Genomic DNA, 21,354 nt, shown 5'->3' on the forward strand with positions numbered 1-21,354 from the left:
TCTCGATGGCGGGTCCGGGCGACAATACGCGAAACAAATCCAAGACCGGCGCTGAGAACGACAGCTTCAAGCGCGCGGTTACCGTCTGCATGCGCGCCATCGCCGGCGACAAGGATCTCGAGGTCGGCTTCGCCAAGGATCGGCCGGCACTGGCCGGCAGCCGCGCCCGGCTGCCGGAACTGCCGAAGAAGGCATCGAAGGCGGACATCGCCATCACCCGCGGGCTCGGCGATTCCATGGCGCTGAAGCGCGCCTGCCACGATGCGCGCATCCACACCAGGCTGGCCCCGGAAGGCAAACAGGCCCGCGCCATCTATGACGCGGTAGAGCAGGCCCGGGTGGAGGCGATCGGCAGCCGCGCCATGCAGGGCGTCGCCGACAATATCGGCTCGATGCTCGAGGACAAATACGCCAGGGCCAACCTCGTCGACGTCAAGGACAAGGCCGACGCGCCGATCGAGGAAGCGCTGGCGCTGATGGTGCGCGAAAAGCTGACCGGCCGCACTGTGCCGAAGAGCGGCGAACGGCTGGTCGATCTCTGGCGCCCCTGGGTCGAGGAAAAAGCCAGTGCCGATCTGGACGGGCTGTCGGCAAAGCTCGACGACCAGCAGGCGTTCGCCCGCGTCGTGCGCGAGATGCTCGCCTCCATGGAAATGGCCGAGGAGCTCGGCGATGACCAGGAGACGGAAGACTCCGAGGACAACGACGAAAACCAGCCGCAAGGCGAGGAGCAGAGCGAGGAGGGCGGCGAAGACGATTCGGGCTCCGAGCAGTCGCAATCCGAGGATACCGAGGCATCGTCGGACGACGAGCAATCGGCCGAGACGGAAGCCTCCGACGCCACCGCCGAGGATCTCTCCGACGATGACGACGCCGATGCGGAGACGCCCGGCGAGGCGCGCCGCAACGACAATCCCTTCACCAATCTGCCGAAAGAGATCGACTACAAGGTCTTCACGACCGCCTTCGACGAGACCGTAGGTGCGGAGGAACTGTGCGAGGAGGAGGAGCTCGACCGGCTGCGCGCCTTCCTCGACAAGCAGCTCGCCAACCTTTCCGGCGTCGTCGGGCGGCTGGCCAACCGGCTGCAGCGCCGCCTGATGGCGCAGCAGAACCGCTCCTGGGATTTCGACCTCGAAGAAGGCTATCTCGATCCGGCACGGCTGGTGCGCGTCGTCATCGACCCGATGCAGCCGCTGTCCTTCAAACAGGAGCGTGATACCAAATTCCGCGACACGGTGGTGTCGCTGGTGCTCGACAATTCGGGTTCGATGCGCGGCCGGCCGATCACCGTCGCCGCGACCTGCGCCGACATCCTGGCGCGCACGCTGGAACGCTGCGGCGTCTCGGTCGAAATCCTCGGCTTCACCACCCGCGCCTGGAAGGGCGGACAGGCGCGCGAGAAATGGCTGAAGGAAGGCAAGCCGCCGAACCCCGGCCGGCTCAACGATCTGCGCCACATCATATACAAATCCGCCGACCATCCGTGGCGGCGGGCGCGCCGCAATCTCGGCCTGATGATGCGCGAGGGCCTGCTCAAGGAAAACATCGACGGCGAGGCGCTGCTGTGGGCGCACAACCGGCTGATCGCGCGGCCGGAGCAGCGCAAGATCCTGATGATGATCTCCGACGGCGCGCCGGTCGACGATTCGACGCTGTCGGTCAACCCCGGCAATTATCTCGAGCGGCATCTGCGGGCCATCATCGAACTCATCGAGACGCGCTCGCCGGTCGAGCTTTTGGCCATCGGCATCGGCCACGACGTCACCCGCTACTATCGCCGCGCCGTCACCATCGTCGATGCCGAAGAACTGGCCGGCGCCATGACCGAGCAGCTGGCCTCGCTGTTCGCCGAGGAAACCGTGCGCGACACGCGGCGCGGCGGCATGCGGCGCGCCGGATGATTTTTTCCCGCGGCGGCTTTTGGCAGAAGCTTTTGGCCGCCATTGCGTTGTTAGGCATCAGTTTGGCGCCAGCTGTCGCTGCCGGCCCGGCCTCGGTCGAGCCGGCCGAAATCACGGCACGGCCGATCAGCGAATTCCACATCGGCCGGCCGGACAAACAGTTCGGGCCGCTCGAATTCATCGGCGGGCTCGAAATGACCTCGTCGACGCGCGATTTCGGCGCGCTGTCGGCACTTCGGTTCCTCGAGCCCGGCAGCGATTTCATCGGCGTCGCCGACACCGGCTTCTGGTTCTTCGGCACCCTCGTCCACGATGCCGAGAAGCGGCCTTCCGGCATCCAGAATTTTCGCATGCAGCAGATGGTCGATTCGGCCGGTCAGCCGATCGACGAGAAATGGGCGGTCGATGCCGAAGGCCTCGCGGTGAAGGACGGCATTGCCACGGTCGGTTTCGAGGGCGATCACCGTATCGCAGAGTTCAAGATCGATCTGGACGGCATGAAGGCGCCGTTCAGGCAATTGGACTTCCTGATTCCAGCCTGGGAACTTCGCCGCAATCGCGGCTTTGAGACCGTCACCCGCGCCAACCCCAACGGGCAGCACGCGGGCGGACTGGTCGTGGTGTCGGAAAAGAGCCTCGACAAGGCCGGCAACATCTTTGCCGCGATCATCGAAGGGCCGCACAAGGGCGTCTTCACCGTCAAGCGCAATGGCGATTTCGACATCACCGACGGCGCCTTCCTGCCGGACGGCGACCTGTTGCTTCTGGAGCGCAGTTTTTCGATGGCCGGCGGCGTCAAGATGCGGCTGCGGCGCATCTATGGCGAAAGCGTCGAGAAGGGCGCCGTCGCCGACGGGCCGGTGCTGCTCGAAGCCGACATGGGCTACCAGATCGACAACATGGAAGCGCTCGACGTCTGGACCCGCGACGATGGCGCGCTGATCGTGGCGCTGATGTCCGACGACAACCACTCGATCCTGCAGCGCAATCTTTACCTGGAATTTGTGCTGCACGAGGATTGACGCGCGACCGGCCTGCTGGCTGACAGCATCGCTGGCGTTTCCGCGCCGTTTTGCAGCGCAGGCAATTTCCCCTGGCAATGACCCGCGTCGCGGGTTTTCCAGCCGGCTCTCACCATCCGAAAAAATACTTTAGTCGTGACTTGACAATTTGCGTCATCGGCGAAATACTCAAGTCCATGCTTAAGTATTCCGGGATCGACAGCATCCTGCGGGCTCTTGCCGAGCCGACGCGCCGGGCAATCCTGGAAAGGCTGAGCCGCGGGCCAGCCACCGTCAGCCAGTTGGCGGAGCCGTTCGGCATGACCTTCGCTGCCGTACTCCAGCATCTCCAGGCGCTGGAAGCGTGCGGGCTGATCCGCAGCGAGAAGGTCGGACGCGTGCGCACCTGCCGGATCGAGCCCGGCGGGCTAGCCCCGCTCGCCGACTGGATCGCCGCGCGCCGTACACCGGCCGAACGCCAGCTCGACCGTCTCGGCCAGATCCTGGCGGAGACTGACCAACCGGACGCAACACCCCACGACCAGGAAAAGGACGAAAAGAAATGAACCAGATTGCCCCCGTGAACGACCAGTCCGTCATCCATTCAAGCTTCACGATCGAGCGGACCTACCCGCAATCGCGCGAACGCGTCTTCCTCGCCTTTGCCGACAAGGCGACGGTGCGGCGTTGGCGCGTCGAAGGCGACGGCTTCACCATCGCCGAATTCACTTTCGATTTCCGTGTCGGCGGCAGCGAGGTTTCGCGGTTCAGCTACCAGGGCGGCCCGGAGATCAGGCTCGATGCGCAGTTCCAGGACATCGTCCCTGACCGGCGCATCGTATTTTCATACCGGATGGCGGTCGGGGCGCAGCCGCTGTCGGCGTCGCTCACCACGGTCGAGCTTGCACCTTCCGGCGAGGGCACCCGCCTGACCTATACCGAACAGGGTGCGTTCTTCGATGGCGTCGATTCAGCGCAAGGGCGCGAGGAGGGCACACGCGGGCTGCTGCAGGCGCTCGCCGCCGAGCTTCAGAAGGCGAAGTAGAGGTTCGTCGGCGTGGCGGGCGGCGACCACAAGGCCCGCCCGGATTGCGAGGTGGCCTATTGCCCCTTGGTCGCGAGCCAGACGATGTGCCGGGCGCCGCGCTTGCCGTGAGCCCGCACCTTGACCTCCTCGACCGTGAAGCCGGCCTGCTTGAGCCTTCGGGTGAAACCTGCGTCAGGGCCCTGCGACCAGACCGCCAGCACACCGCCGGGCTTGAGAGCTGCTCTCGCGCTGATCAGGCCGGCTGCGCTGTAGAGCGCATCGTTGGCCTTGTAGACGATGCCCTCGGGGCCGTTGTCGATATCGAGCAGGATCGCGTCCCAGGCCGAAGCTTGCGATCGGATGAGCTGACCGACATCGGCCTCACGAATGCCGACACGCCGGTCGTCAAGGCAACCGTCGAAAACTTCGGCCATCAGGCCGCGCGCCCACGCCACGACCGCCGGCACCAATTCGGCAACGGTGACCTGCGCATCGTCGGCAAGCTCGGCCAGCGCCGCGCGCAAGGTAAAGCCCATGCCGAGGCCGCCGATCAGGATGTTTGGGGTCCGGCGGCCGGCAATCCTTTGGCAGGACAGTTTCGCCAGCGCCTCTTCGGAACCGCTGAGCCGGCTGTTCATCAGCTCGTTCGCCCCAAGCATGATCGAGAATTCGCCGCCGCGCCGCTTCAGGCGGAGTTCCTGTCCGCCGTCAGGCGTTTTTGCCGAGTCCAGTTGAAGCCAGGGGATCATGCTCGATAGTCTTTGAGCATGATCTTGTCCGAAAACCGGTTCCCACTTTTCGCTAACGCGGACCTTTGGTTCGGGATCATGCTGCCAGTGCCGGCTGGCTCCAGCGGGCGGCAAGCAGCCGGTAGGGGATCAGCGCCACCACCGCTATGATCAGCTTGACGCTGAGATCGCCGAGCGCCCAGGAGACCCAGCGCATCGTCTCGACCGGCAGCACGCCCATCAGCGGCGCGGTTTCCAGCGCAAAGCCGTCGTTGGGCCCGGCGAAGGCGAACGCCGCCGCGAAGGCGACGGTGAAAAACACCACCGTATCGAAAACGGAGCCGACCAGCGTGCCGACGATCGGTGCGCGCCACCAGCTCTGCCGGCGCAGCCGGTTGAACACGGTGACGTCGAGCAACTGCGCGGTGAGGAAGGCGGCACCCGACGCCGCGGCAATGCGCACCAGCCGGTCGGCGGCGGTCTCGAATTCGATCAGGCCGTGGCGAAACAGCAGCGGTGGGATGACGATCGAGCAGATCACCGCTGTCATGAAGCCGACAAAGACGATCCTGCGCGCCACCGCCGGCCCATAGCGGCGGTTGGCGAGATCGGTGACCAGGAAGGAGAACGGATAGGTGAAGGCGCCCCAGGTCAGGATGTCGGCCAGCGACAGCCCGCCGATTGCGCCTTGCATCGGGAACTGCACGAGGATGTTCGAGGCCACGACGACGAGCGCCATGGCCGCCACGAAGGGCAGGTACCGCGAGAGGAAAATCATTTTTTTATCCTGGGTAATGGAACCAGCGGAACGCGATCCGGAGTTCGGACCACGCCCTGGAAGGCGGCTGCCGCCGAAAAACTCAGGCGGCCGGCTGCTCGGCGAGCTTCTTGGCGATCTGCTTCTTCAACAGGCGGGCGCGCTGCGACAATTCCTTGGCATCGGCCTTGGCCAGGAAGGCGTCGAGGCCGCCGCGATGCTCGACCGAACGCAGCGCGTTGGCCGAAATGCGCAGGCGCACGTTCTGGTTCAGCGCTTCCGAGATCAGCGTCACATTGACGAGATTGGGCAGGAAGCGACGCTTGGTCTTGTTGTTGGCGTGGCTCACATTGTTGCCGGACATGACTGCCTTGGCAGTGAGTTCGCAGGTGCGGGACATGGTTCTAACCTTCGGTTCTCGGTCCTGGCCAAACATTCGACCCGCGCCGGGTGGCGCGCGGTTTCGGTCAGGCGGCCTTATGGAAAAAGTTGGCGTTCCATAGTTGCATTTCGCCGAGGCGTCAAGCTTGGGGTTGGTTAGTGCCAAGGGAATCAATCAAAAGATGACCGATGCCGGCGCTGCCCCTCATCCGCCTGCCGGCACCTTCTCCCCGTATAGTGACGGGGAGAAGGGGCTTGGCCGCAGGCTCGGCGCTTCTGCAACTTCGCAAATTGGCGAAACCCTTTGCAAGGCGACCTTCTCCCCGTCCCTATACGGGGAGAAGTGCCCGGCAGGGCGATGAGGGGCTGCGCAAACCTGTAGCGATTTTCCAGGTGGCCACATTTTGTTCTTGCTTTGTGCCGGCAGCTATGCTACTAATTTCGGTATGGTGCTAATTGGCTCCAACGACCCGCCCGCCGAGGCGGGTTTTTTATTTTGGCTGTCGACCAGCCCCAACGTTGCCTGCCGACGGCGCCTTTCACATTAAGGCCGGAATTCAGCCTATAAGCGGTCGCACAGGGACATGCCAGACCGGAGCCGCCCCGTCCGGTCGACAATCAAGGACCCGCCATGCCTCGTTCTTTCCTCCATGCCCTGGTCGTGCTGATGGCCGTCGCGCTTTCGACGACGGTTTCGGCCGCTGAGCCGCAATCCTTCACGGGCGAATATTCGGTGTCGTTCCTCGGCCTCTCCGTGGCCAAGGCGAAATTCTCCAGCCAGTACGAGGGTGACAGCTATTCGATCGAGGGCAGCGTTTCCGCCGCCGGGCTCGCCACTTTGTTCGACGATACGCGAGGCACGATCTCGTCGAAGGGCAAGATTTCGGGCAAGCAGTTGCAGCCGCAAGCGTTCCACGCCGACTACACGTCCGGCAAGAAGGCATCGATGATCGACATCCAGTTTGCCAACGGCGTCGTCACCTCGACCAAGGTCGTGCCTGAGCCGAAGAAGCGCAATCCCGAGAATTGGATACCGCTGGTCGGCAGCCATCTCGTATCGGTCCTCGATCCGATGGCCGCCACCGTCATCCATGCCGACAGCCTCGACCAGGTCTGCGGGCGCACGGTGAAGCTCTATGACGGCGAAATGCGTGCCGATCTGAAACTGACCTACGAGTCCAAAGGGTCGATCTCGGTGGCCGGCTACAAGGGCGATACGGTCACCTGCAGGCTGGGCTTCGAGCCGGTGGCCGGTTACCGCAAGAACCGCAAGGCGCTGAACTACCTGAAGAAACGCAGCCGCATCATGGTGACGTTTGCACCGGTCGGCCAAAGCGGCGTATATGCGCCGATCCGCGCCACGGTCAGCACGCAAATCGGCCCGTTGACGATCAGCGCGGAGCGGTTCGAAGCAAACGAATAGGCGTGACGGTGCGCCGCCAACGATGGGCAGGGGGCGACCGGTATGGCGCGCGCAACACTGATCGGCTTCTCCGCGGTCGCCATGTGGGCGCTGCTGGCGCTGCTTACGGATGCTTCGGGCGCCGTGCCGCCGTTCCTGCTTTCGGCAATCACCTTCACGATCGGCACCTGTGTCGGGCTGGTTGCCCGGCTGTTCATGCCGGCAGCTGATGGCGCCGCGAAGATACCGCGCCAGGTTTGGGCGATCGGCATTGCCGGCCTGTTCGGCTACCACTTCTTCTATTTCACCGCGCTGCGCAATGCGCCGGCCGTCGAGGCCAGCCTGATCGCCTATCTGTGGCCGCTGCTGATCGTGCTGGGGTCGGCGCTGATGCCGGGCGAGCGGCTGGCCTGGAACCACGTCGCCGGCGCGCTGCTCGGCCTTGCCGGCACGGTCCTGATCGTCACCAAGGGCGGCGGGCTTGCCTTCGATGCGCGTTATGCCTTCGGCTATGCAATGGCCGGCGTCTGCGCGGTGCTGTGGTCGTCCTATTCGCTGTTGTCGCGGCGCTTCCCGTCGGTGCCGACCAGCATCGTCACCTGGTTCTGCGCCGCCACCGCGGCACTTTCGCTGGTCTGCCATCTGTTGCTGGAAGAAACGGTGCTGCCCAACGGCGCCGGCCAGTGGCTGGCCGTGCTCGGCCTCGGTCTAATGCCGGTGGGGGCGGCGTTCTATGCCTGGGACATCGGCGTCAAGCGCGGCAACATCCAGGTGCTGGGGGCGGCGAGCTATGCCGCACCGCTGCTGTCGACGCTGGTGCTGATATCAGCCGGCTTCGCCGAGCCGTCATGGCGCATCCTCGCCGCCTGCGTGCTGATCACCGGCGGCGCGGCACTGGCGGCGAAATCGCTGTTCCTGCGCAAGAGGGCCGCGAGCGAGGCAAACGCATGATGCCGTTTTCCGGCGGCATCGGTGCCAATGCCAATGCGACGCTGCTGTTTTCGCTGGCGGCGGCGGTGATTTACGCGTTCAGCCTCGGCATGCCGCCGCGCCTTTCGCGGTCGGCGGCAAGGACATTGGCGATGGCGATGCTGGCGGTGCTGGTCGCGCAGCAGGGCGGCCCATGGCTGCTCGTCGCCGCGCTGGCGCTCAGCGCCGTCGGCGACGCCTTCCTGTCGCGCGACGGCGAGAAGGCATTTCTTGGCGGCACAGCCAGTTTTCTTGCCGCGCATGTGCTTTACGTCGTGCTGTTCCTGCGCGCCGGCAGCGGCCTCGGGCTGCTCTCGGCCGAACCGTGGCGAGGAATTATTGCCCTGGCGATGGCCGTGTTGGCGCTGGCGATGATTTTCGCGCTCTGGCGCCGCATCGGCCCGGCCTTGCGTTTGCCGATTGGCATCCATGCCGCGGCGCTGCTTGGCATGGGCATTGCGGCGCTCACCCTGAACAGCGTCTGGGTCGTCGGCGGCGTCATCCTGCTCATGCTGTCCGACGGGCTGCACGCCGCGGAAAAGTTCCTGCTGCCCGCCATCTCGGCGCACCGCATTTGGGTGCGCCATGGGGTCTGGGCGCTGTATTACGTCGGCCAGCTGGCGATCACGCTGGGTTTGCTGCTGGGCTAGGTGCCTAGGGCGTTCCCGGCAGCCAGCCTGGTTTGGCGAGTTCGAAGGCGGAGAAATCGAAACCCGGCGCCACGGTGCAGCCGACCAGGGTCCATTCGCCGAGGCTGCGTGCCGACTGCCACCAGCCTGCCGGCACGACGATCTGCGGCCGCTCGCCCGCGGCAAGCGCCGTACCGAGGATCTCCTCGATAACGGGACCGCCTTCTCGATGTATCGACAGCGCCAGCGGCGCACCGTCATAGAAATGCCAGACCTCGGCCGCGTCCTTGACTCGGTGCCAGGCCGACAATTGGTCCTTGTTGAGGAGGAAATAGATCGCCGTCGAATGGCCGCGCGTGCCTGCCGCGCCGTCGCGAAAGGTCTCGGCATACCAGCCGCCTTCCGGATGCGGCTTCAGGCCGAGCAGGGCGATGATTTCGGCGGAACTGGTCATGACCCTAGCTCCTGGCGCCGCTCAGAAATTGTCCTTGCGCTTGCGGATCTCGGCGAACACTTCGGCGTCGGAGGCCTTCTCCAGGCCGAGATGCCTGCGGATCGCCGGATCGTGCCAGCGCAGGAACGGATTGGTCGACAGTTCCTCGCCGATGGTCGTCGGCAGCGTCGGTTTGCCGTCGGCACGCAGCGCCTCGACCTTGGCGGCGCGCTCTTTCAGCGCCGAATTGGTCGGGTCGACGGTGAGCGCGAAACGGGCATTGGCCAGCGTATACTCATGGCCGCAATAGACGACCGTCTCGGCCGGCAGCGCCGCGAGCTTCTTCAGGGATTCGTACATCACCGGCGGCTTGCATTCGAGCAGCCGCCCACAGCCGAGCGCAAACAGTGTGTCGGCGGCGAAAGCCACTTTCGACGCCGGCAGATGATAGGTGACATGGCCGGCGGTATGGCCGGGTGTGGCGATGACCTCGATCCGCTCGTCGCCGAGATGGACGACCGAGCCTTGCTCGACAGTTTCGTCGATGCCGGGAATCTTTGCCTTTTCGGCTTCCGGCCCGACAATGCGCAGCTTGAAACGCTCCTTCAGCGCCAGATTGGCCTCGACGTGGTCGAGATGGTGGTGAGTGGTCAGGATCATCGTCGGGGTCCAGCCGGTGCGCTTGATCGCCGCCAGGATGGGCGCCTCCTCGGGCGCATCGATGAGCGCCGTCTGGCCGCTTTTCGGGTCGTGCACCAGCACGCCGAAATTGTCGCTGCGGCACATGAATTGTTCGATCTCGACCGGCATCGCATCTCTCCCTTTGTTGCCGCAGACATAGGGCGCCTGCCAGCCGATGTCATCTGCCTTTGTTGAACTTGGACTGCTTCGAAGCTACCGTTCCGCGCATGCATTCAGACATTGTCGATCTCCGTTCGTTTTATTCGACCACGCTCGGCCGCCTGGCCGAACGCTCGATCACCATGGCGCTGTCCTCGATATGGGCCGTCGTGCCCAACGAGCGGCTGGTCGGCCTCGGCTACACCTTGCCGTGGCTGGAGCGCTTCGGCAGCGATGCCGAGCGCGTCTTTGCCTTCATGCCGGCAACGCAGGGCGCGGTGGTCTGGCCGGCGACCGGGCCGACGGCGACCGCCCTGGTCTTCGACGAGGAACTGCCGCTGGTTGATTCCTGCATCGACCGCATGCTGCTCGTCCATTCGCTCGAACATGTCGAGAACCCACGCGAGACGCTGAACGAGATCTGGCGGGTGCTGTCGCCGGCCGGCCGTGTCGTCATCGTCGTGCCGAACCGGCGCGGCGTCTGGGCACGCTTCGAGCATACGCCTTTCGGCAATGGCCGGCCGTTCTCGCGCGGCCAGCTGACCGAATTGCTGCGCGAAGCGAATTTCACGCCGGCGGCGTGGTCCGATGCGCTGTTCTTCCCGCCGTCGCCGCGACGTTTCATGATGCAGTTCCATAATGTGCTGGAACGCGCCGGCCGGCGCTTCTGGCCGATCTTTTCGGGCGTTATTGTCGTCGAGGCGCAGAAGCGGCTGTATCAAGGCGTGCCGGTTGCCCAGCGCGCGTCCCGCCGCGTCTTCGTGCCGGTTCTCTCGCCGCATGGCGCGCCGACGCTTGGCCGGGCTGTCGCGGGCCGAACGTCCGGCGCCGCCAGGATGACGCGTTCGTGATCCGACGCAGGCTTTTTCTCACCAAAAGCGCGTCGCATTAGACCGGCCTCGTACGACGCGCTTTAGGTTGTTGTTTTATGCATGTCGTTATCGCAAAACCGCTGCACACTTTTGCGCGACATGCATTGTCTGCCGCGGACGGGTTGGCTGCCCGATTGAAGGCATACGCGGTCGATTCTATGACCGGGTTTCAGCATCGCTTCCGAATGCAAGGATCCACTCATGGCTGATCTTCCGGATGTCGAGGCCAGCGCCCAGAAGCTTGCCACGTCGATCGAGGCCAGCAGCCTGCGTGAGCAGCTGGCAACAATCAAATTGGCACTGACCAGCTCGCCAGTGCGAAAACAATTGCTTTGGGCAGCGATCGGCATCGTCGCCGTCATCGTGGCGAGCTCGATCGGGCAGGTTCTGCTCAATCGCTGGAACCAGCCTTTCTACGACGCGCTGGCGCGGCGCGACATGCCGGCTTTCCTGCATCAGCTTCTGGTCTTTGCCGGCATCGCCGGCGGGCTTGTGGTGCTCAATGTCGGCCAGACCTGGCTCGACCAGATGCTCCGCCTGAAGCTGCGCGAGGCGCTGACGCTCGACCTGATCGACGAATGGATGCGGCCGGCGCGTGCCTTCCGGCTGACCCATGCCGGCGCCATCGGCGTCAATCCCGACCAGCGCCTGCAGCAGGATGCCGGGCATCTCTCCGATCTTTCCACCGGTCTTGGCATCGGCCTGCTGCAGTCCTGCATCCTGCTTGCCTCGTTCGTTGGGGTCCTGTGGTCGCTGTCCTCCGGCTTCGTCTTCCACATAGGCGGCCATTCGCTGGCCATACCCGGCTACATGGTCTGGGCGGCGATCCTTTATGCCGGCACCGCCTCCTGGTTGAGCTGGCTGGTCGGGCGACCGTTGATCCGCTTCAACAACGATCGCTATACGCGTGAAGCGGAGCTGCGCTCCTCGGTGGTTCGCGTCAACGAGAATGTCGATGCCATCGCGCTCGCGCATGGCGAGGCCGATGCCAGGCGTCGGCTCGAATTCGATCTCGGCATGGTGCTGGGCGCCATGCGGCGCATCTACAGCGCCCAGATCAATCTTTCCTGGGTTACCGACACCTATGGCTGGATCACTGTCGTCGCGCCGATCCTGGTCGCCTCACCGGTCTATTTCGCCGGCGATATCAGCTTTGGCGGCTTGATGATGGCAGTCGGCGCTTTCAACCAGGTTCATTCCTCGCTGCGCTGGTTCATCAACAATATCGGCGGCATCGCCGATTGGCGCGCTACGCTGATGCGGGTCGCCGACTTCCGCATCGCGCTTGCCGACACCGACGCGCTGCACCATACGGAAAGGCGCATTTCGTTCGGCGAAAACCCGGACGGCAGCCTGACCTTCGAGAAACTCGAGGTCGCCTCGCCGGAGGGATGCACCAAGCTTGCCGAGCCGCATGTCGAAATCCGCGCCGGCGACCGGGTCATGATCACCGGAGATCCGGGCGCCGGCAAGACGCTGTTCTTCCGGGCCATTGCCGGTCTGTGGCCATGGGGCAGCGGACGGATCGGCATGCCGGCCGGAGAAGCGCCGATCTTTGTTCCGCGTACCCCCTATTTCCCGCTCGGCAAGCTGCGCGAGGTGCTCAACCATTCAGACGGCGCGGCGGAGGCGAGCGATGCCGAGATCTCGGAGGTGCTGGCCGATGTCGGGCTGCAACGCCTGTCGTCCTCGCTCGATCGCTCGGCGCGCTGGGAGCGTGAGCTCAGCGACGACGAGCAGCGTCTGCTGGCCTTTGCCAGGCTGGCCTTGCGACGGCCGAAATGGGTGATCATCGACGAGGCGCTGGACGCGTTCGACGGCCCAACGCTGAGGCAAGTGCTGTCGATGCTGGAGAAGCGCCTTCCCGACGCCGCGATCCTCAATATCGGCCGCGGCCAGCACAATGCCCGCTTTTTCCGGCGGGCGTTGACCATCGTCAAGGATGCCGGCCAACCGCCACTCAAGCCGGCCCGTATCAGGGCAGGTGCCATCGAACCGCCCCCGGCGATCGCCTCGACCGGCCGAAAGAAATAGAAGGCAAGCTTTATTTCGCCGCGATCGCGGCGAAAAACTGTCGCGATCGTTTCAGATGGGAACGTTCCGATCGGCCATGCTTGACGCACTCGCCCTGCTCGCCTGCCTTGCCTGCACCCCGGCGGCACCTGCGGCCGCGCCGGCCAATGCAATTGCCGTCGATGTCGAGCTGGTGCTGGCCGTCGACATCTCGCAGTCGATGGATGAAAGGGAGTTTGCCCTGCAGCGCGCCGGCTATGTCGCGGCGCTGCGCCACCCCGACTTCATCAACGCCGTGCGTGCCGGCACCTTCGGCCGCATCGCCATCGCCTATTTTGAATGGGCCGGCACCATCCGCGACGATGCGGTCATTGCCTGGCAGGTCGTCGACAGCAAGGAGAGCGCCAACGCTTTCGCCGACAAGATCGCGGCCCGCCCGTTCAGGAGCTTTCGCGGCACCTCGATTTCCGGTGCTGTGGCTTTCGGCGCCGAGCTTTTCGACGGCACGGCCTTCACCGGCAAACGCCGCGTCATCGACGTCTCGGGGGACGGCCCAAACAACACCGGCTTGCCGGTCACAACGGCACGCGATGCGGCACTGGCGAAGGGCATCGTCATCAACGGGCTGCCGATCCTGGTCAGCCCGTCACCCACCTTCAGCCATCTCGACCGGTATTATGCCGAATGCGTTACCGGCGGGCCGGGCTCGTTCGTGCTGCCGATCTATGCTGCTTCCGAATTCGCCACCGCCACTCGCCGCAAACTGATCCTCGAGGTCAGCGGCATCGAGTATCCCAAGGTGGATCCGAGGACGATCCGCATCGACGCACCGATCGACTGCCTGCAAGGTGAGCGCGACCGAAGGTTTTTCTCGGACCCCTATTTCCCGGAACTTGACCGATAAGGCTGGCCCAGGGGTAAGCTAGGCTGGTGGCAGGCCGAAGGCCGGGAACAGAGATGGCCCGAGCGGCCCTATGAAGATCGTCAAGGAAGCGATCCCGCCCTCGGCTGCGTCGAACACATGCAGGGAATGGGCCCGCCATTCAGGGCCGTCGTGGCTGCGGGAATAAACCCCGACCGCCGGCTGGGCATTGGCGCGGGTGGCCAGTGTGCGGAAGCCGCCAAACTTAGGCCAGACGGTCTCGAAGAAACCGCGGATCGCTTCGCGGCCTTGATACCATTCACGCCAAGGCGGCATGGTGTAGATGGCGTCCTCACGCAGCAGCTCGATCAAGCTGTCGAGATTGGCGGCCTGCCAGGCCTGCATGTAGCGTTCGAGCAGCAGGCCTTCTTCGGGGCTGGGCCGTGATCGGCTGGCCGGCCGTCCCTGAGGATAGCGCGCCGCCAGCGTTGCGCGGGCCCGTTGCAACGCGCTGTTGATCGAAGCCGTCGATCCGCCCAGCAAACGCGCCGTCTCGACAGCCGACCATCCGAGGACGTCGGCAAGCAGCAGCGCGGCGCGCTGCCTGGGCGGCAGATCCTGGATCGCCGCGACGAAGGCGAGCTGGACGGCCTCGCGGCTCTCGTAACGGGCTTCCGGACCTGGCTCGCTGCCGGCAACGTCTGGAAGCTCGGCGTCGGGGTAGGGCTCCAGCCAGGCGATGTCGGCTACCGGCCCGCCTATGGCCGCCCCGTGCGAGGGCGGCCGTCCGGGTTCCCGGAGAATGCGACGCGCCCTCGACCTCGCCTTGATGGCGTTGAGGCAAGCGTTGGTCGCGATCATGTAGAGCCAACCGCGAACCGAACCTCGCCCGTCGAACTCCGATCTTGCGCGCCAGGCGCGAAGCAACGTGTCCTGGACGAGGTCGTCGGCCTCGTGCAGCGAACCCATCATGCGATAACAATGCAGCTTGAGCTCGCGGCGATGCGCGGCCGTGACCTTCTCGAAGGCCAGCCGATCGAGGATCGGCTGGCGTGATGGTTCCAGAGGTGGTTGAGCGTCTGTCATGTGGCTTGTGCGGTTACGAGCGAGCGTTGCATTACGCGCCCCTCAGGCGGCCGGGGCAAGCCCGCTACCGCTCACCATGAAGGAACTGCCTTGCGGCTGGCCGGTGGCGAGTGCGACCACCGCCCGTCCGACATCGGCCGGCGTTTGCATGTCGGTCATGGCGGCGATGAAGTCCGCCGGCTGGATGCCCATATAGGCCGCTATGCTGTCGACGCCGGCTTTGCCCACGCCGGTTTCCGGCATGATGCGCATCGGCGCGAGCGCCATGAAGCGCAGGCCGAGGCCAAGCCGGTCGGCCTCCTTCTGGCTATGACCGGCCAGGAACATCTGCATGCGTTTTGCGCCAGCATAGCCGCCGGCGTTCGGTGGTCCGCCGGTCAAGGCCGCGCCGCTGGAGATCAGAACGATCCGGGTCCCCGGCTTGAGCGGACGCCGCAGAGCGGCCCGGCAAAACAGGAACGACGCCTTGACGTCCGTGTCCCAATTTGCCGAGAACGCCTTCCAGTTCTGTTCATGCACCGGCGCAGAAGGCGCCAGCGCACCTGCGCAGATCACCAGTACGTCCGGCTCAAGCGCGGCGAAGACCTTATCCGGGGCGGAGTCCATCGTAGCATCGGCCGCGAGCGTCTTCACGCCCGAGACCTCCCAGGCAAATTGCGCCAGGGCCTGTTTTCCGCGGGCGACGGCCAGCACCGTCGCTTTCTCCTTGAGGGCGGCCTCCGCGATGGAGCGGCCGACACCACGGCTGCCTCCGACGACGACGACATTCTGATTTTGCAACGATCCCATGGATCACCTCTCTATTCCCGGCCGCCGGACCATCCAGGCGCGCTCATCGATAAGGACAGCGCAGGTGGGTGGAAATCATCGGTGCCAGGCGGAAATATCTTTCCGCTGACGGCAGCGGCGCGTCGGTTTTGTATTCAGTGTCATTACCTCGGGGGTAATCGACCTGTGCGCGACGTCTCGGCAAACTGCTCCCATCAAGCCGGTTGTCCGGCCTTCGACCACAAGGAGTTACGCCATGACCGCCTACGCCGTCGCCCATATGCGCCAGGTCACGCCGGGACCGCAGATCGTCGAGTACCTGCACAAGATCGATGCCACGCTGGAACCGTTTGGCGGCCGCTTCGTGGTGCACGGAGGCGAGGTGGAAGTCGTTGAAAACACCTGGCCGGGCTATCTCATAATCATCGAATTTCCCGATAGGCAGCAGGCGCGCGCATGGTACGACTCGCCCGCCTATCAGGAGATATTGCCGCTGCGTACCGGCAATTCCCGGTCCGACGTGGTCTTCGTTGATGGCGTCCAGCACCCGCACAAGGCCACGGACGTGCTTGAATAGAGGGAATGATCGGGTACAACCGGCGTCTATGGTGCCGCCATCCATCTGGCAGCACCGAATTTGGATCGCGTCTGCATCGGCAGCTTCACCGCCCCTGCAGCACCTTGATCGCGTTGGACATGTCGCCGTGCGACAATGCAGCCAGGTAATCCGAGTAGTTGATCCTCCCGTTCGCGAAGCCGTTCATCAATCGCGTGCAGAACGTGTGTTCCAATCCGGCATCCGGGACGTTCATGAGCGCGGCGAGGTTTGCCCTTTCAACCTTGCCGAACCGCATCTTGAATTTGGTCATGCACCGCTGGATCGCCTGCCGTTTCAGCGCCGGGCTGCCGCTCAACGCGACTTGTCCATTCTGGAAATCGGTCTTCGACGTCGTGCATCCGGAAATCAAAGTGGCCGACATCAAAGCTGTTGCTAAGACTAACGTCTTCATTGCTTCCCCCAAACCAACCCGTTTGAGACCTGTTAAAGCAACAAAGAATGCCGGGCAACTTCATTGGATTGAAAATTGAAAATATGGTTTCTTGCGCAGGTCTGAGGTTCGTTGCTTCTGCCTGTCAAACCTATCGTTTCAGCAGGAATACCGCTTGCTGGCCGAAAAAATTCCAGAACCACCACGGCATCGAGAAGCCGATCCGCTGGCCGTTGGCGTCGAGCGCGGTTGCCTTTTCCACCGTCGCGCCAAGCTCGTCGCACAGATTGACGAAGTCGCGAATGGTGCAGAAATGGATGTTGGGCGTGTCGTACCAGGAATAGGGCAGGTCCTTGGTCACCGGCATGCGGCCGTTGAAGAGCAGCGAAAGGCGCACCCGCCAGTGGCCGAAATTCGGGAATGAGACGATGGCGCGGTTGCCGATCCGGAGCAGTTCGTCGAGCACCAGCTTCGGATTGCGGGTCGCCTGCAAGGTCTGCGACAGAACGACGAAGTCGAAACCCTTGTCGGGATAGAATTGGAGATCCTTGTCGGCATCGCCTTGAATAACCGACAGGCCGCGCGCCACGCATTCGTTGACGCCGCGCTGCGACAGTTCCAGCCCGCGACCGTCGACCTTCTTGGTCTCCTGCAGCAATTCGAGCAGCAGGCCGTCGCCGGAACCGACGTCCAGCACCCGCGACTGCGGCGGGATGAGATCGGCGACGACTTCGAGGTCGACGCGCTGGGCGCGATTGACGCTCATGCCTTCGGCTCTTGCTCGGCACATGATCCTGATCCGAAAAGTCTGCAACTTTTCGGGGTCATGCGCTGATGCCTGGCGCATGGTCCTGATCCGAACAGCCTGCAACCTTTCGGGGTCATGCGCCAAGCCCTCTTGCCCGGGCGGCCGAGGCGATGAAGCCTTTGATGGCGGCGAACAGTTCGGGCTCGTCGAGCAGGAAGGCGTCGTGGCCGCGGTCGGTCTCGATCTCGACGAACGAGACCGAAGCGCCGGCCGCGTTCAGCGCGTGCACGACCGAGCGGCTCTCCTCGGTCGGGAACAGCCAGTCGCTGGTGAACGAAACCAGGCAGAAGCGCGTCTTGGTGCCGGCGAAGGCATCGGCCAACCGGCCGCCATGGTCGGCGGCGAGATCGAAATAGTCCATCGCCCGTGTCATGTAGAGATAGGAGTTGGCATCGAAGCGATCGACGAAGGTCATGCCCTGATGGCGCAGATAGCTCTCGATCTGGAAGTCGGCATCGAAACCGAAGGTCAGGGCTTCGCGGCCCTGCAGGTTGCGGCCGAACTTGCGGTGCAGCGCTGCTTCCGACAGATAGGTGATGTGGGCGGCCATGCGCGCCACCGCCAGCCCCTTTTCCGGCCGCTTGCCATGCTCGAAATATTTGCCGCCATGCCAGTCGGGGTCGGCCATCACCGCCTGCCTGCCGACCTCATGGAAAGCGATGTTCTGCGAGGAATGGCGGGCGCCGGTGGCGATCGGCAGCGCCGAGAAGACGCGCTCCGGATAGCTGGAGGCCCATTGCAGCACCTGCATGCCGCCCATCGAGCCGCCCAGCACGCTGAACAGCTGTTCGATGCCGAAATGCTCGACCAGCATCAACTGCGCCCGCACCATGTCGCGGATGGTGATGATCGGCAGGTCGAGCCCGTAGGGCTTGGCGGTGGCGGGATTGGTCGAGGCGGGGCCGGTAGAGCCGAGACAGCCGCCGATGACGTTTGACGAGATGACGAAGAAACGGTCGGTATCGATGATCTTGCCGGGACCGATCAGCACTTCCCACCAGCCCGGCTTGCCGGTCACCGGATTGGTGTTGGCGACATGCTGGTCGCCGGTCAGCGCATGGCAGACGAGGATGGCGTTGGAGCGCGCGTCGTTGAGCGTGCCATAGGTCTGGTAGGCGATCTGGAACGGCGACAGCAGCGTGCCGGCGTCGAGCTTGAGCGGCTTGTCGGCGCCGAAACGCAACACCGGGCTCGACGGCTGGTCGGCCTCGTTATTGGTTTTTCGAGCGCGCAAAGCGACCATCACATCTCCTTGCCCGGCCTTCAGTTGTCCACCGGTCCGGGCAACAAAAAACCGGCCATGCCTTCGCAAAGCCGGTTACAAGATGCAAACGGCCCTTTAGCAAGTTGTTTAACGTGGCTGCAAGCCGACCGGCCAAATCACCACGGAACTGTAGCCGTTCTTCTATGACTCGCGCATGGCTTCGTCAACGGCAAGTTCTTGATCCCGAATTGCCGGCCCTCGACATTCCGGGCCACGGCTTGTATTTCCGCTGCGGCTTCCGGATGGAGGCACTCTCGACGGATTTCATGAAATGAGCCAGACACCGGATCAGACACGTCCAAGGCCCCGCGCCGGCATCATGGACATCGAAGCCTATGTGCCCGGCAAGAGCGCGGCGCCTGAAGGTGTCGCCAAGGTCCATAAATTGTCGGCGAACGAGAACCCGCTCGGTCCTTCGCCAAAGGCGATAGAGGCCGCGCGCGCGGTCGCCGACAAGCTCGCGGTCTATCCCGACGGCAGCGCCAGGCGCCTGAGGGAAGCGATCGCCGAGGTGCACGGGCTCAACCCGGCGAACATCGTCTGCTCCAACGGCTCCGACGAGATTCTGGGCCTGCTGGCGCAGACCTACCTCGCACCCGGCGACGAAGCCATCATCACCGAACACGGCTTCATGGTCTACAAGATCTACATACAGTCGGCCGGTGCCGTCCCGGTGACGGTCAAGGAGACCGATGAACGCGCCGACATCGATGCGATCCTCGCCGCGGTGACGCCGGCTACCCGGATCATCTTCCTTGCCAATCCAAACAATCCAACCGGCACCTACGTGCCGTTCCAGGAGGTGCGCCGCCTGCATGCCGGCCTGCCGCGAAACGTGCTTCTGGTGCTGGATGCAGCTTACGCCGAATATGTCCGGCGCAACGATTATGAAGCCGGCGTCGAGTTGGTGGCCAGCGCGGAAAACGTGGTCATGACCCGCACTTTCTCCAAATTGGGCCTGGGCGGGGCGCGGATCGGCTGGATGTATGCGCCAATGCACGTCATCGACGCGATCAACCGCGTGCGCGGGCCTTTCAACGTCAATGCAACGGCAATCGAGGCCGGCATCGCGGCGATCCACGACCGCGCCCATATCGAACGCAGCGTCGCGCACAACGAGACCTGGCTAGCCTGGCTGAGCGAGCAACTAAGCGGGCTCGGGCTGCGGGTGACACCGAGCGTCGGCAATTTCAGCCTCATCCACTTTCCCGAGGACAAAAAGCATTCGGCGGCGGCCGCCGACGACTACCTCAGTGCGCGCGGCTACATATTGCGGCGCGTTTCCGGGTACGGTTTTCCCAACGCGCTGCGCATGAGCATCGGCACCGAAGAGGCCAATCGCGGCGTTGTCGCAGCACTCGCGACATTCCTGAAAAGCTAGAACACCATGACATCACCGATGTTCGAAAAAATCGCGCTGGTCGGCATCGGCCTGATCGGCTCGTCGCTGGCCCGCGTCATCCGCCGCGAGGGGCTCGCCGGCCAAATCGCGATTTCGACGCGCAGCGAAGCGACGCTGGCACGGGCGAGCCAACTCGGCCTTGGCGACACCTATACGACGGATGCGAAAGAGGCGGTTCGCGATGCTGATCTGGTTATCGTTTCGGTGCCGGTCGGTTCTTCCGGTACGGTCGCCGCGGAGATCGCGCCGGCGCTGAAGAAGGGCGCCATCCTCACCGATGTCGGCTCGACCAAGGCGTCGGTGATCGCGCAGATGCAGCCGCACGTGCCTGATGGCGTGCACTTCATCCCCGGCCATCCTTTGGCCGGCACCGAAAAATCGGGACCGGACGCCGGTTTTGCCGAACTGTTCGAGAACCGCTGGTGCATTTTCACGCCGCTGCCCGGCACCGATCCCGCAGCACTGGAAAAGCTCTCGGAATTCTGGCGCCGCTGCGGCTCCAACATCGACACGATGGACCCGCAGCATCACGACATGACGCTGGCCATCGTTTCGCACCTGCCGCATATCATCGCTTACAACATCGTCGGTACCGCCGACGATCTGGAGTCGGTGACCAAGTCCGAGGTCATCAAATACTCGGCTTCCGGCTTTCGCGACTTCACCCGTCTCGCGGCGTCCGACCCGACCATGTGGCGCGACGTCTGCCTGCACAACAAGGACGCCATTCTCGAAATGCTGGCGCGGTTTTCCGAGGATCTGTCCTCGCTGCAGCGGGCGATCCGCTGGGGCGACGGCGAAAAACTGTTCGACCTGTTCACCCGCACCCGCGCCGTCCGCCGCTCGATCATCGAGGCCGGCCAGGATATCGACGTACCGGATTTCGGCCGCCAGGCAGTCGAACACCCGCCGAAGGGATAAGCCGCGGCAGGCCGATCGCAGGCCGGCCTGGCTTAGAGCGGTTCATCGTTTCACAGAAACGCCGAACGGCTCTATCTCTTTGTTTTGCGCAATTCCGGACGGAAAACCGTTTCACACTTTTCCTGGAATTGCTTGTCTTATGACTTTCGCTGCCGAATGGGTCAGAAAGGAACGCTGAGAGAGGGTAGCCGCCCTCCCTCAGCGGCGAGGGTCGGATCGGTGGAATTGCTGACCGTTTGACGGGTCGAGCTAGAGTCGGATCGCCCTCGTCTTTCCCTTGAGGCCTGAACGGATACCC

General features: G+C 64.0%; 24 protein-coding genes and 1 riboswitch. Of the genes, 14 read left to right on the top strand and 10 right to left on the bottom strand.

Annotation, left to right across the window (positions count from 1 at the left end):
- Positions 1-5: 5 nt before the first annotated feature.
- From cobT to NKH30_RS08745, 4 genes are all read left to right on the top strand, one after another.
- Positions 6-1,904: a cobaltochelatase subunit CobT gene (cobT, locus tag NKH30_RS08730; RefSeq protein WP_352451202.1), complete on the top strand. Its 1,899-nt coding sequence runs from the start codon at positions 6-8 to the stop codon at positions 1,902-1,904.
- Positions 1,901-2,926: an esterase-like activity of phytase family protein gene (locus NKH30_RS08735; protein WP_352768135.1), complete on the top strand. Its 1,026-nt coding sequence runs from the start codon at positions 1,901-1,903 to the stop codon at positions 2,924-2,926. Before cobT ends, NKH30_RS08735 begins: the two co-directional genes overlap by 4 nt.
- Positions 2,927-3,102: 176 nt before the next feature.
- The gene (locus NKH30_RS08740) at positions 3,103-3,471 is read left to right on the top strand and encodes an ArsR/SmtB family transcription factor (protein WP_352768456.1); all 369 of its coding nucleotides are present in this window, start codon (positions 3,103-3,105) and stop codon (positions 3,469-3,471) included.
- On the top strand, positions 3,468-3,950 hold the full coding sequence (locus NKH30_RS08745; protein WP_352505072.1) for an SRPBCC family protein: 483 nt from the start codon (positions 3,468-3,470) through the stop codon (positions 3,948-3,950). The genes NKH30_RS08740 and NKH30_RS08745 overlap by 4 nt, the downstream gene beginning before the upstream one ends.
- A 56-nt stretch (positions 3,951-4,006) precedes the next feature.
- Here the strand turns inward: NKH30_RS08745 and NKH30_RS08750 are convergent, their stop codons facing one another.
- The 3 genes from NKH30_RS08750 to rpmB form a co-directional block, all read right to left on the bottom strand.
- Entirely contained in the window at positions 4,007-4,681 is a 675-nt protein-coding gene (locus NKH30_RS08750) for a polyamine aminopropyltransferase (protein WP_352768132.1), read from the bottom strand.
- Positions 4,682-4,757: 76 nt separating this feature from the next.
- On the bottom strand, positions 4,758-5,438 hold the full coding sequence (locus NKH30_RS08755; protein WP_352451206.1) for a queuosine precursor transporter: 681 nt from the start codon (positions 5,436-5,438) through the stop codon (positions 4,758-4,760).
- Positions 5,439-5,520: 82 nt separating this feature from the next.
- Positions 5,521-5,817 carry a 50S ribosomal protein L28 gene (gene rpmB / locus NKH30_RS08760; RefSeq protein WP_006328411.1) on the bottom strand — a complete coding sequence of 99 codons (297 nt, stop codon included), beginning with the start codon at positions 5,815-5,817 and terminating at the stop codon, positions 5,521-5,523.
- A gap of 612 nt (positions 5,818-6,429) precedes the next feature.
- Here rpmB and NKH30_RS08765 point away from each other — a divergent pair.
- Genes NKH30_RS08765 through NKH30_RS08775 form a run of 3 tightly spaced genes read left to right on the top strand, consistent with a single transcriptional unit; the run spans position 6,430 to position 8,819 of the window.
- Positions 6,430-7,221 carry a DUF3108 domain-containing protein gene (locus tag NKH30_RS08765; protein ID WP_352616079.1) on the top strand — a complete coding sequence of 264 codons (792 nt, stop codon included), beginning with the start codon at positions 6,430-6,432 and terminating at the stop codon, positions 7,219-7,221.
- A 42-nt stretch (positions 7,222-7,263) separates the two neighbouring features.
- Positions 7,264-8,151 carry an aromatic amino acid exporter YddG gene (gene yddG / locus NKH30_RS08770; protein WP_352768130.1) on the top strand — a complete coding sequence of 296 codons (888 nt, stop codon included), beginning with the start codon at positions 7,264-7,266 and terminating at the stop codon, positions 8,149-8,151.
- Positions 8,148-8,819, top strand: a complete 672-nt coding sequence (locus NKH30_RS08775; RefSeq protein WP_352768128.1) for a lysoplasmalogenase family protein — start codon at positions 8,148-8,150, stop codon at positions 8,817-8,819. Before yddG ends, NKH30_RS08775 begins: the two co-directional genes overlap by 4 nt.
- Positions 8,820-8,823: 4 nt before the next feature.
- Here NKH30_RS08775 and NKH30_RS08780 read toward each other — a convergent pair whose 3' ends face one another.
- The gene (locus tag NKH30_RS08780; RefSeq protein ID WP_352768126.1) at positions 8,824-9,252 is read right to left on the bottom strand and encodes a cupin domain-containing protein; all 429 of its coding nucleotides are present in this window, start codon (positions 9,250-9,252) and stop codon (positions 8,824-8,826) included.
- Between the two features lie 21 nt (positions 9,253-9,273).
- A complete protein-coding gene (gloB, locus tag NKH30_RS08785) occupies positions 9,274-10,041 on the bottom strand; it encodes a hydroxyacylglutathione hydrolase (RefSeq protein WP_352471442.1) in 768 nt (255 codons plus the stop codon).
- 98 nt (positions 10,042-10,139) lie between these two features.
- On the opposite strand from gloB, the gene NKH30_RS08790 reads away from it, so the two are divergent.
- The 3 genes from NKH30_RS08790 (at position 10,140) to NKH30_RS08800 (ending at position 13,860) form a co-directional block, all read left to right on the top strand.
- A complete protein-coding gene (locus tag NKH30_RS08790; protein WP_352768123.1) occupies positions 10,140-10,922 on the top strand; it encodes a class I SAM-dependent methyltransferase in 783 nt (260 codons plus the stop codon).
- Between the two features lie 222 nt (positions 10,923-11,144).
- Positions 11,145-12,977 (top strand): ABC transporter ATP-binding protein/permease, encoded by a 1,833-nt coding sequence (locus NKH30_RS08795; protein ID WP_352768121.1) that lies wholly within the window; start codon positions 11,145-11,147, stop codon positions 12,975-12,977.
- Between the two features lie 76 nt (positions 12,978-13,053).
- On the top strand, positions 13,054-13,860 hold the full coding sequence (locus NKH30_RS08800; protein ID WP_352616064.1) for a DUF1194 domain-containing protein: 807 nt from the start codon (positions 13,054-13,056) through the stop codon (positions 13,858-13,860).
- Positions 13,861-13,878: 18 nt separating this feature from the next.
- On the opposite strand, the gene NKH30_RS08805 is transcribed toward NKH30_RS08800, so the two are convergent.
- A complete protein-coding gene (locus NKH30_RS08805) occupies positions 13,879-14,904 on the bottom strand; it encodes an RNA polymerase subunit sigma-70 (protein WP_352768118.1) in 1,026 nt (341 codons plus the stop codon).
- Positions 14,905-14,946: 42 nt separating this feature from the next.
- Positions 14,947-15,693, bottom strand: coding sequence for an SDR family NAD(P)-dependent oxidoreductase (locus tag NKH30_RS08810; protein WP_352683094.1), 747 nt, complete (start codon positions 15,691-15,693; stop codon positions 14,947-14,949).
- A 235-nt stretch (positions 15,694-15,928) separates the two neighbouring features.
- Here NKH30_RS08810 and NKH30_RS08815 point away from each other — a divergent pair, with 235 nt between their 5' ends.
- The gene (locus NKH30_RS08815; protein WP_352768114.1) at positions 15,929-16,249 is read left to right on the top strand and encodes a DUF1330 domain-containing protein; all 321 of its coding nucleotides are present in this window, start codon (positions 15,929-15,931) and stop codon (positions 16,247-16,249) included.
- A gap of 85 nt (positions 16,250-16,334) precedes the next feature.
- Here NKH30_RS08815 and NKH30_RS08820 read toward each other — a convergent pair whose 3' ends face one another.
- Complete coding sequence (locus NKH30_RS08820) at positions 16,335-16,541, bottom strand: hypothetical protein (RefSeq protein WP_352483502.1); 207 nt, start codon at positions 16,539-16,541, stop codon at positions 16,335-16,337.
- Here NKH30_RS08820 and NKH30_RS08825 point away from each other — a divergent pair.
- On the top strand, positions 16,540-16,761 hold the full coding sequence (locus NKH30_RS08825) for a hypothetical protein (protein WP_352768111.1): 222 nt from the start codon (positions 16,540-16,542) through the stop codon (positions 16,759-16,761). The genes NKH30_RS08820 and NKH30_RS08825 overlap by 2 nt on opposite strands.
- 51 nt (positions 16,762-16,812) lie before the next feature.
- On the opposite strand, the gene metW is transcribed toward NKH30_RS08825, so the two are convergent.
- Positions 16,813-17,427: a methionine biosynthesis protein MetW gene (gene metW / locus NKH30_RS08830; RefSeq protein ID WP_352471435.1), complete on the bottom strand. Its 615-nt coding sequence runs from the start codon at positions 17,425-17,427 to the stop codon at positions 16,813-16,815.
- A gap of 115 nt (positions 17,428-17,542) precedes the next feature.
- Positions 17,543-18,712 carry a homoserine O-acetyltransferase MetX gene (gene metX / locus NKH30_RS08835; protein ID WP_352994892.1) on the bottom strand — a complete coding sequence of 390 codons (1,170 nt, stop codon included), beginning with the start codon at positions 18,710-18,712 and terminating at the stop codon, positions 17,543-17,545.
- 76 nt (positions 18,713-18,788) lie between these two features.
- A riboswitch (SAM riboswitch) is annotated at positions 18,789-18,866 on the bottom strand.
- Positions 18,867-19,004: 138 nt separating this feature from the next.
- Between metX and hisC the strand changes: the two genes are divergently transcribed.
- Together hisC and NKH30_RS08845 are read left to right on the top strand one after the other, a co-directional pair.
- A complete protein-coding gene (hisC, locus tag NKH30_RS08840; RefSeq protein ID WP_352768107.1) occupies positions 19,005-20,114 on the top strand; it encodes a histidinol-phosphate transaminase in 1,110 nt (369 codons plus the stop codon).
- A gap of 6 nt (positions 20,115-20,120) precedes the next feature.
- Positions 20,121-21,056 (top strand): prephenate/arogenate dehydrogenase family protein, encoded by a 936-nt coding sequence (locus NKH30_RS08845; protein ID WP_352471433.1) that lies wholly within the window; start codon positions 20,121-20,123, stop codon positions 21,054-21,056.
- Positions 21,057-21,354: the final 298 nt, after the last annotated feature.

The sequence above is a fragment of the Mesorhizobium sp. M1273 genome, assembly GCF_040318195.1.
In the GTDB taxonomy this organism is placed as follows: Bacteria; Pseudomonadota; Alphaproteobacteria; order Rhizobiales; family Rhizobiaceae; genus Mesorhizobium.